The following is a 9035-nucleotide window of genomic DNA, read 5'->3' as shown; positions in this document are numbered from 1 at the left end:
GATGACGGGAATCGAACCCGCGTAATCAGTTTGGAAGACTGAGGCTCTACCATTGAGCTACATCCCCGAGGACGTTGAAACTTTAGCACGACGGCGGGCTGGTTCAACAAATCGGGCACCGTTCCCCCGCCCGGTTCCGCCTCAGGCTCGGTCCCGGCACGCGGGACAAGGTGCAGCTCCCATCGCAGGGAACCTCCAGTGTTCAGCAGTCAGTCGATAAACTGTCGCTGTCATCCGACACAACGGCCAGGAGCAACGCCATGGCTGCACCGGGACTTTCCCAAACCACCACAGCACTGCGGGCATCCGGCACCGATCTGCGGCTTGATATCCAGGGGCTCCGGGCCATTGCCGTGGCCCTGGTGGTGGCTTACCACTTGTGGCCTGATCGGTTGACCGGGGGCTTCGTGGGCGTGGACGTGTTCTTCGTTATTTCCGGTTTCCTGATTACTTCGCACCTGGTCAAGCGGCCGCCGACGGACGGGCACGGGTTGGCCGCGTTTTGGGGACGTCGGATCCGGCGCCTGCTGCCCGCGGCCTTCGTCGTGCTGGCTGCAACGGCTCTCGCTTCGAGGCTGGTGGCACCACCCACGCAGTGGGGATCGATCGCCAAGGAGATCATCTCCTCCGCCCTGTATGTGCAGAACTGGGTCCTGGCCGGCAACTCGGTTGACTATCTGGCGGCCGAGAACGCCCCTACCCCCACGCAGCATTTCTGGTCCCTCTCGGTCGAGGAGCAGTTCTACCTCTTCTGGCCAGTCCTGATCTTCACGGTCTACTGGATCGCCGGCAAGCGGAGGTTCAACCCACGGCGCCTGCTCCTCGGCGCGGTAACCGCGGTCGTGGCCCTCTCCCTGGCATTCTCCATCACCGCCACCGCTTCCGATCCCGGTAGCGCGTACTTCATCACCACCACCCGTATGTGGGAACTGGGCCTCGGCGGCCTCACCGCGCTGGTTGCCCCGGCCCTGACACATCGTCTGCCCCACCGAGCGCGTGTGATCTTGGCGTGGACCGGTATCGTCGCTGTCCTCAGCGCCGGCGGGCTCTTCAGCGGTGCCACCCCCTTCCCCGGTTACACCGCACTGCTACCGGTGGCGGGCACCGCGCTGGTGATCTTCGCGGCTGCCGAGGGCAGGTACTCCCCCACTGCGTGGCTGCGGAACCGCCCGGTCCAATGGGTCGGCGAGGTCTCCTACTCGGTCTACCTTTGGCACTGGCCCCTGATCGTCCTGCTGCCGTACGTTACCGGCGGACACCTCGGATGGCGGGACAAATCGCTGATCCTGGCTGCAACACTGGTCCTGGCGGGACTGAGCAAGACCTTCGTTGAGGACCGCTTCCGTTTCCCCTCCGGGCAAAAGGGGCTGGCACCTACCTTTCGGTTCGCGGCAGCAGGCATGGTGCTGCTCAGCGTCGTTGGCGGCGCCCAGCTCGTGGAGGTCAATCACCGCACCGCGCAGGCCGAGCAACAACTCGCCGCCATGGTCAGTCACGGCGATCCCTGCTTCGGCGCCGCGGCAATCGCCAAGGGTTTTAACCATTGCCCCCAGAACCCGAACGCACCGGCAGTACCCGAGCCGTCGCTGGCCAAGGACGACAAATCCGACGCCTACGCCGACGGCTGCTGGTCCAACCAGCCGTTCACCGACCGTCCCGTCTGCACCTACGGGAACGGGCCGACCAAGGTCGCGCTGGTCGGCAACTCACACGCCGGGCACTGGCTCCCGGCACTGCAGGTACTGGCCGAGAAAAACCACTGGACAATCTCCACATACCTTGTTTCCAGATGCAACCCCACCTCGGTGCCGCTGCAGTTCGACACCGAGGAGAAAACGGCCAACTGCACCGCTTACGGAAACTGGGTGCTGGACCAGACTTCCGGCCATGCCTACGACCTTGTCATCACCTCGGAACGCCAGTCCGTGCCCGTTCAGGGGCGATCCTGGAACAGCACCGAAAAACCCGCCGTCGACGGCTACAAGGGCTACCTGTCCCGGTGGGCGGACAGCGGCGCCACCGTCCTGGTAATCAAAGACCCGCCCTTCCCCGGCAAGACCATTGACTCCATCCCGGACTGCCTCGCCGAAAACCCCGGCCACCCCCGGCGATGCTCCGGCACACCCAAAGAATGGCATTGGATGGACCCCCTCACCACCGCAGCGACGGAAATGCACAACCCTAAAATTCACGTCGCTGACCTGGACCGGTACTTCTGCGCCAACGGTTCCTGCCCCGCCGTCATCGGCTCGGTCGTGACCTACTTCGACGCCTCGCACATCACCGCCACCTACGCGCAAACCCTCGCACCGTACTTGGAGCGACCCATCGTGGAGGCCCTGCATCACTGATCAATCCTGGCCCCCCCGGGTGGGAGCGGCCGGGTCCAGGGTCCAGGATCGATCCACATCCCCTGCTCCAACAGGTGAAAAGAAGCTGCCAACCACAGGGTCGGCAAGCGGGCTTTCGGGCAATGAGTTGACCAAGGCAGAAGGATACGAGCGGCCCTCAACCCGGCTGGCAGGTTGGGCACCAGTAAAGTTTGCGGGCCGCCATGTCCGTGATCGCGACCGGTGTGCCGCACAGGCGGCACGGCATCCCCTGCCGCTTGTACACGTAGTGCGCGTTGTCCGGCCAGACCGGCAGCAGCCGGCCGTTCGCATCGGCGTCGCGGTGTTCGGGCCGGGTGGTAATGATCTTGCCGTCGCGGACTCCGTCGCCCATGACGTCCACGATGTCAGCCCACAGCAGCGCTGCTTCTTCCGGCGGAATCTCCTTGCCGGGCAGCCACGGGTTCAGTCCGCGGCGGAACAGCGTTTCCGCGCGGTAGACATTGCCGACCCCTGCCACCACATTCTGGTCCATGAGCAGCTGCCCGACTGCGGTGCGCTTCGAGGTCAGCCGGCGGACAAACTCAGCACCCCGGTCCGCCGCATCCTGCAGCGGGTCCGGCCCCAGTTTGCCGACGACGGCGGACGCCTCCGCGGGGGTGAGCACTTCGCAGGCGGTGGGACCGCGGAGGTCGGCCCAGCCGTGGTCGGACACCAACCGCACGCGCACCTGGCCCACCGGCTCCGGCGGACCGGAGTACGCACCTGGCGTGCCGCCGTCGTCCGCGGCCGTGGCATCGTCGTCGTACGTTTCCTGCTCCCCCACCCGGCGCGGCGCTCCGATGCTGGAGGCACCGCGGAAGCTCTCATCGCCGCCAAAGTTCCAGGCCCCGTAGAGGCCCAGGTGGATGCGCAGGAGGAGGCGGTTGTCGAACTCCAGGAACAACTGCTTGCCGTGGGCCCGGGCGGCCAGCAGCACGGCTCCGTCGAGCCGGGCGGCACCGGCGGCGAAGCGGCCCTGCGGGCTGGACACGGCCAGCCGCTGGCCGGCGAAAACGTCCTGGAACTGGCGTGCCAGGCGGTGGACGGAATGGCCCTCGGGCATAACCGGTGACCGCTAGGCCGGGATGTCGCCGGTGGTCTCGTAGGAGGCGATCTTGCCGATCCGGCGGGCGTGGCGCTCGGCGTTGGAGAACGGCTCGGCCAGGAACGCCTCGATGATCGAGGTGGCCTCCTCGACGCTGTGCTGGCGGCCGCCGACGGCCACGACGTTGGCGTCGTTGTGTTCGCGGGCCAGCTTGGCGGTGTCCAGGTTCCAGGCCAGAGCGGCGCGGACGCCCTTGACCTTGTTGGCGGCGATCTGCTCGCCATTGCCCGAGCCGCCCAGCACAATGCCCAGCGCCTCGACACCGACCGACTGGTCTTCGACGACGGCGAGCGCCGCGCGAATGCAGAACGAGGGGTAATCGTCCTCCGGGTCGTACGCGGTGGGTCCGTGGTCGATGACCTCGTGGCCCTGGCCGGCCAGATGCGTGATCAGGTGGTGGCTCAGTTCCAGGCCGGCGTGGTCGGTGGCAATGTGAACGCGCATCTATGGTCCTTCGGTGGCGTGCGGGGAGGAGAAATGACGGCTTCCAGCCTACTGGAGCGGCATCGCCGGATGGGTTTCGTGTCGCGGTGGACGAGCTCAGCAGCCGCACCAAGACCCTGTTCCTCCGGCTGCAGGACACCTCGGATTCCTGCCTGCTGATCTTCGTGGACCCGGCCCGGTTGTTGTCCGCCGAAGGGGCCGGCACGGACAGCGGACCCAGGGCGTTCGCTTCCGTGGACGCGGCCGCCCAGTGGTGCGAAGACCGCCTCCTTGACCGCTACGGGGATCTGCCCGCAACCGACGGACGGCTGCAGCTGGAGGACCACCCGGTGGTCGGCAGCCTGCCCGAGCGCGAGCGCGAGACGCTCGCGGGTTATCTGGAGGAGCACCATTACGACGACGGAGAGCCGGTCGCCGCCGCCGACGGAACACACGACGGTCTGCTCATGATCATGGCGGCCGAGCAAGAAGGCCTCGCCGCCGTGGCCGCAGTCCAAGGCTGACCGGCAGCGCTTCCGGTCCAACAGGGCTTTCCGTCCATCCGGGCCGGCACGGCCGGCCATCATGGCGAGCCGGCCCGTACCCGCCGTCGTCCGCCCCTTTACTCGCGCCCGGTTGGCCGCAACAATAGCGGCAACCCTGACGACAGGATCCCACCGTGCCCGTCTCCGTCCACTTCCCGGTCAACACCCTGGCGCTCAAGCGCGGCGGCTTGGTCAAGGCCGTGCGCACCAAGGCCAACACGCTGGCGCGGAACGGGGCGGCGGAACAAATCTGGATCGAGGTGCTGGGCCTGCAGCACCGGCTGGCCAGTGACGTGGCAAGCCTCAGGGCCGACGGCCACCTGCACCCGCAGGTCAGGGTCCGCAGCGTCCTGTACGGGTTGGATCCGAGTCCCGCGGCAGACCCCCAGCCACCGGTCCAGCCTCCGCCCGAGGACGACTACGAGATCGTGCCGGTCGGGAACTCCGGGCTGGCCTTTGGCTACTTCCGGGACGGGATCCAGGAATACTACGCCCGGTTCCACCCCGAAGGCACGCTGGCTGCCATCGAACAGCTGGCACCCAACCGCGCGCGGCTGCGCCGGGACACCATGGACGAACAGGGCCGGCTGGTGCTGGTCCAGCACTTCCAGGAAGCGTCCAAGCCGCCCACCGCGCAGCGGCTGATCGGCCGCAACGGCCGCTGCTTCCTGACCATCACCCAGCAACCCGGCTCGCCCAAGTGGGGGCGCAGCTACCTGTTCGACGGCGAGGCGCATGCCGACGGCGATGCCCTCACCTTTGCCGACCCGGGCGAGCTCTACCGGCATGCCTTCACGCACCTGCTGGCGGAGGAAGAGGCACCGGTGCTGACCTCCGAGTTCCGCGAAAACCTGAACAACCTGCCGGGCAAAAACCTGGACGATGTGGTTGCCGGTGTCAGGCATCCGAACATCCGGCGCATCGCCGCCGTGCACAGCAACCACCTGGAACCCCCGTATGTGCCAGGGTCCGGGGTCAGCCCCAACTGGCGCCGGCTGCTGGAGCACCTGGACAGGTGGGACGGGCTGGTGGTGCACACGGACGCCCAGCGCCAAGACATCGCCGCCGAATTCGGCCACGCGGACCGGCTCCACAGCATCGGCCAACTGGCACCGCCGGAACAGCCAACGCAGCCGGACACCCCGTCGACAGATCCGAACCGGCTGGTGATGGTGGCCCGGCTACACCCAAAAAAGCGCGTCGACGAGGCCATCCGGGTCTTCGCACTGGTGCACGCGGACAACCCCGACGCCCGGCTGGAGATCTTCGGCTTCGGCTACGGGGATGAGGAAGAGGAAACCGTCCGCGCGCTGATCGGCGAACTGGGCGTCGGCGCCGCGGTCAGCTTTCCGGCGTTTACCAACAGCCCGGCGGACATCTATGCCACCGCCTGTGCCACGGTGCTGACCTCGGCCTCAGAAGGGTTCCCGCTGGTCCTGCTGGAGAGCATGTCCTTCGGCGTGCCCGTGGCCGCCTACGACGCCAACTACGGCCCGCGGGACGTCATCCGGCCCGGCGGGAACGGGTTCCTGGTGCCCTTCGGCGACCGCCAGGCGCTGGCCGAGGGCATCCTGGCGCTGATGCGGGATGCCGGGATGCGCGAGCGGTTTGCCCGCGCCTGCCGGGAGACCCTTACGCGGTTCGACGAAGCCGGCTACGTCTCGGCGTGGACGAAGGTCCTCACGGGAGGCTGAGCGCTCTCCGGCCGGCTCTGACGCCGGCCACCCGCAGCGGCCGGCCGGCTCCTCACCGCCCCCGGCCTCCGCCGTCGTCCCCGCCCCGGGAAGGGTGCCGGAAAAAGCGCTTGGACACAGAAGCGCAATATTCGCCATTATTCGCCTTTCTTCCCGGAACTGCTGCGCTGCACCCCGTTCCGGTGAGACAATAGCCACATTGTGCAAGGGTTGTTTCACATCCATCGGCCCGCGCATTCGACAGGTCCCCTGCCCGGGGACACCCGTATTTCTGGAGGCGAACTTGCCAGGTTTGAATCTCACCCGCGAGGAAGCGCGTGCCCGCGCCGAGCTGCTTCAGGTCGAGTCCTACAACGTCACGCTGGACCTCACCCGCGGCGACAAGGTCTTCGGGTCGCGCACCGTGGTCACCTTCACCGCCGCGGGAGGGGGCTCCACGTTCATCGACGCCGTGACGGACACCGTCCGCTCGGTCACGCTGAACGGCACGGCGCTGGATCCGGCCGAAGTATCCGACGGGGTGCGCATCCAGCTGCCGGACCTGGCCGAGCACAACGTGCTGGAGATCGACGCCGACGCGCACTACATGAACACCGGCGAGGGACTGCACCGCTTCGTGGACCCGGTGGACAACGAGGTCTACCTGTACAGCCAGTTCGAGGTGCCGGATTCGCGCCGGATGTTCGCCGTCTTCGAGCAGCCGGACCTGAAGGCCGCCTTCCGCTTCACCGTGACCGCGCCGTCGCACTGGGATGTCATCTCCAACTCCCCCACTCCGGAACCCCGGCCCGTGGGTTCCCCGGACGACGGCGGTGCTGCCGCTACCTGGGCGTTCGAGCCCACCCCGCGGATCTCCTCCTACATCACCGCGCTGATCGCCGGGCCATACCAGTCGGTGCGCAGCGAGCTCACCAGCTCCGACGGCCGGACCATCCCGCTGGGCGTGTTCGCGCGCAAGTCGCTGATGCAGTACATGGACGCGGAGAACATCTTCACGCTCACCCGGCAGGGCTTCGAGTTCTACGAAGAGCAGTTCGGCACCCCCTACCCCTTCACGAAGTACGACCAGTTGTTCGTGCCGGAGTTCAATGCCGGCGCGATGGAGAACGCCGGCGCTGTCACGTTCCTGGAGAACTACGTGTTCCGCTCCCGCCCCACCGAGGCCATGGTGGAGCGCCGGGCCATCACCGTGCTGCACGAACTGGCGCACATGTGGTTCGGCGACCTGGTCACCATGCGCTGGTGGAACGACCTGTGGCTGAACGAATCCTTCGCCGAATTCATGTCCACGCTGGCCGCCGCTGAGGCCACCGAGTACAAGAATGCCTGGACCACCTTCGCGTCGATGGAGAAGTCCTGGGCCTACCGGCAGGACCAACTGCCCTCTACCCACCCGATCACCGCGGAGATCAAGGACCTGGAGGACGTGCAGGTCAACTTCGACGGCATCACTTACGCCAAGGGCGCCTCCGTGCTGCGCCAACTGGTGGCCTGGGTGGGCCAGGAGGAATTCATGGCCGGGGTGCGCGAGTACTTCGGCAAGCACGCCTGGGACAACACCGAACTGGTTGACCTGCTGGGCGAACTGGAAGTTTCCAGCGGCCGGGACCTGAAGGAATGGTCCGCCAAGTGGCTGGAGACGGCCGGCGTGAACACGCTGCGCGCCGAGATCTACACCGACGACGGCGGTGCCATCACCTCGTTCGCCATCCTCCAGACCGCGCCGGAAGGGTACCCGACCATCCGTCCGCACCGGCTCGCGGTCGGCTTCTACAACCTGGACGACGCCGGCAAGCTGGTGCGCACGCACCGGGAGGAACTGGACGTGGACGGCGAGCGCACCGAGGTGCCGCAGCTGGCCGGGCTGACCCGTCCCGCCCTGGTGCTCCTCAACGACGACGACCTGGCCTACGCCAAGATCCGTCTGGACGAGGCCTCGCTGGCCACCTCGAAGGCGCACCTGAAGGACTTCACCGAGTCGCTGCCGCGCACCCTGGTGCTCGGCTCGGCGTGGGATGCGACCCGCGACGGCGAGACCCCGGCGCGCGAGTACGTGGAGCTGGTGCTGAACAACATCGCGTACGAGTCGGACTCCTCCGTGGTGCTGGTGCTGCTGCGCCAGCTGGCCACCACGCTGACCTTCTACGTGAACCCGGACGACCGCCAGCGGCTCACCATTGCGGCCGCCGACCGGCTCTGGGAGCTGGCCGGAGAGGCTGCGGCCGGTTCCGACTCGCAGCTGCAGTTCGCCAAGGCCTTCGCCGTGCACGCCCAGACCGACGGGCAGCTGGACACCGTGGCCGCGCTGCTCTCCGGCGAGCGCACGCTGGAGGGGCTCACCGTGGACGCCGACCTGCGCTGGGAGCTGCTCACCTCGCTGGTGGCCGGCGGCCGCTTCGTCCAGGCCGAGATCGACGCCGAACTCGAGCGCGACCAGACCGCCACCGGCCAGCGCGCCGCCGCCCTGGCCCAGGCAGCCATCCCCACCGCAGAGGCCAAAGCGGCGGCCTGGGACGCCGTCGTCGTCAAGGGCGAACTGCCGAACGCCACCCAGCAGTCCGTCATCGCCGGCTTCACACGTGTCCATGACACCGCACTGCTGGAGCCCTACTCCGCGAAGTACTTCGACGCCATCGAAGACATCTGGAACACCCGCACGCACGAACTCTCGCAGCAGATCGTGGTGGGGCTCTACCCGTCGCAGCTAACCACCCAGGCCACCGTAGACGCCACGGATGCCTGGCTGGACGCGGTGGCTGATCGCACCCCCGCGCTGCGCCGCCTGGTGCTGGAAAGCCGCGACGGCGTGGTCCGCGCCCTCAAGGCCCAGGCCGCCGACCGGTAACCCCGCCGGCCACGGGACCGCACGCGGCTTAGCGGTTGCGCGGACCCGGCC

The 9035-nt window shown here is 67.6% G+C and carries 6 protein-coding genes; 4 read left to right on the top strand and 2 right to left on the bottom strand.

Going from position 1 to position 9035, the window contains the following annotated elements:
* Window positions 1–260: 260 nt before the first annotated feature.
* Window positions 261–2351, top strand: a complete 2091-nt coding sequence (locus AC5RWT_RS31220) for an acyltransferase family protein (RefSeq protein ID WP_494083602.1) — start codon at window positions 261–263, stop codon at window positions 2349–2351.
* Between the two features lie 157 nt (window positions 2352–2508).
* Here AC5RWT_RS31220 and AC5RWT_RS31215 read toward each other — a convergent pair whose 3' ends face one another.
* Both AC5RWT_RS31215 and AC5RWT_RS31210 read right to left on the bottom strand, forming a co-directional pair.
* Entirely contained in the window at window positions 2509–3435 is a 927-nt protein-coding gene (locus tag AC5RWT_RS31215; protein WP_494083601.1) for an Fpg/Nei family DNA glycosylase, read from the bottom strand.
* A gap of 12 nt (window positions 3436–3447) precedes the next feature.
* The gene (locus AC5RWT_RS31210; RefSeq protein ID WP_494083600.1) at window positions 3448–3921 is read right to left on the bottom strand and encodes a ribose-5-phosphate isomerase; all 474 of its coding nucleotides are present in this window, start codon (window positions 3919–3921) and stop codon (window positions 3448–3450) included.
* 86 nt (window positions 3922–4007) lie between these two features.
* Here AC5RWT_RS31210 and AC5RWT_RS31205 point away from each other — a divergent pair, with 86 nt between their 5' ends.
* The 3 genes from AC5RWT_RS31205 to pepN all read left to right on the top strand — a co-directional run bounded on the left by AC5RWT_RS31205 (window position 4008) and on the right by pepN (window position 8984).
* Window positions 4008–4424: a hypothetical protein gene (locus AC5RWT_RS31205; RefSeq protein WP_494083599.1), complete on the top strand. Its 417-nt coding sequence runs from the start codon at window positions 4008–4010 to the stop codon at window positions 4422–4424.
* Between the two features lie 155 nt (window positions 4425–4579).
* Complete coding sequence (locus tag AC5RWT_RS31200; protein WP_494083598.1) at window positions 4580–6139, top strand: glycosyltransferase; 1560 nt, start codon at window positions 4580–4582, stop codon at window positions 6137–6139.
* 283 nt (window positions 6140–6422) lie between these two features.
* Window positions 6423–8984 carry an aminopeptidase N gene (gene pepN / locus AC5RWT_RS31195; protein WP_494083597.1) on the top strand — a complete coding sequence of 854 codons (2562 nt, stop codon included), beginning with the start codon at window positions 6423–6425 and terminating at the stop codon, window positions 8982–8984.
* The last annotated feature ends 51 nt before the right edge of the window (window positions 8985–9035 follow it).

The organism is Arthrobacter sp. Dra40 (assembly GCF_059091905.1).
Note: the sequence above shows the minus strand (reverse complement) of the source record. Positions and strands in the feature narration are given on the sequence as shown.

Excerpts from the sequence above, each read along its gene's own strand:
- AC5RWT_RS31220 (WP_494083602.1), top strand. The coding sequence starts at position 261 with ATGGCTGCACCGGGACTTTCCCAAACCACCACAGCACTGCGGGCATCC.
- AC5RWT_RS31215 (WP_494083601.1), bottom strand. The coding sequence starts at position 3,435 with ATGCCCGAGGGCCATTCCGTCCACCGCCTGGCACGCCAGTTCCAGGAC.
- AC5RWT_RS31210 (WP_494083600.1), bottom strand. The coding sequence starts at position 3,921 with ATGCGCGTTCACATTGCCACCGACCACGCCGGCCTGGAACTGAGCCAC.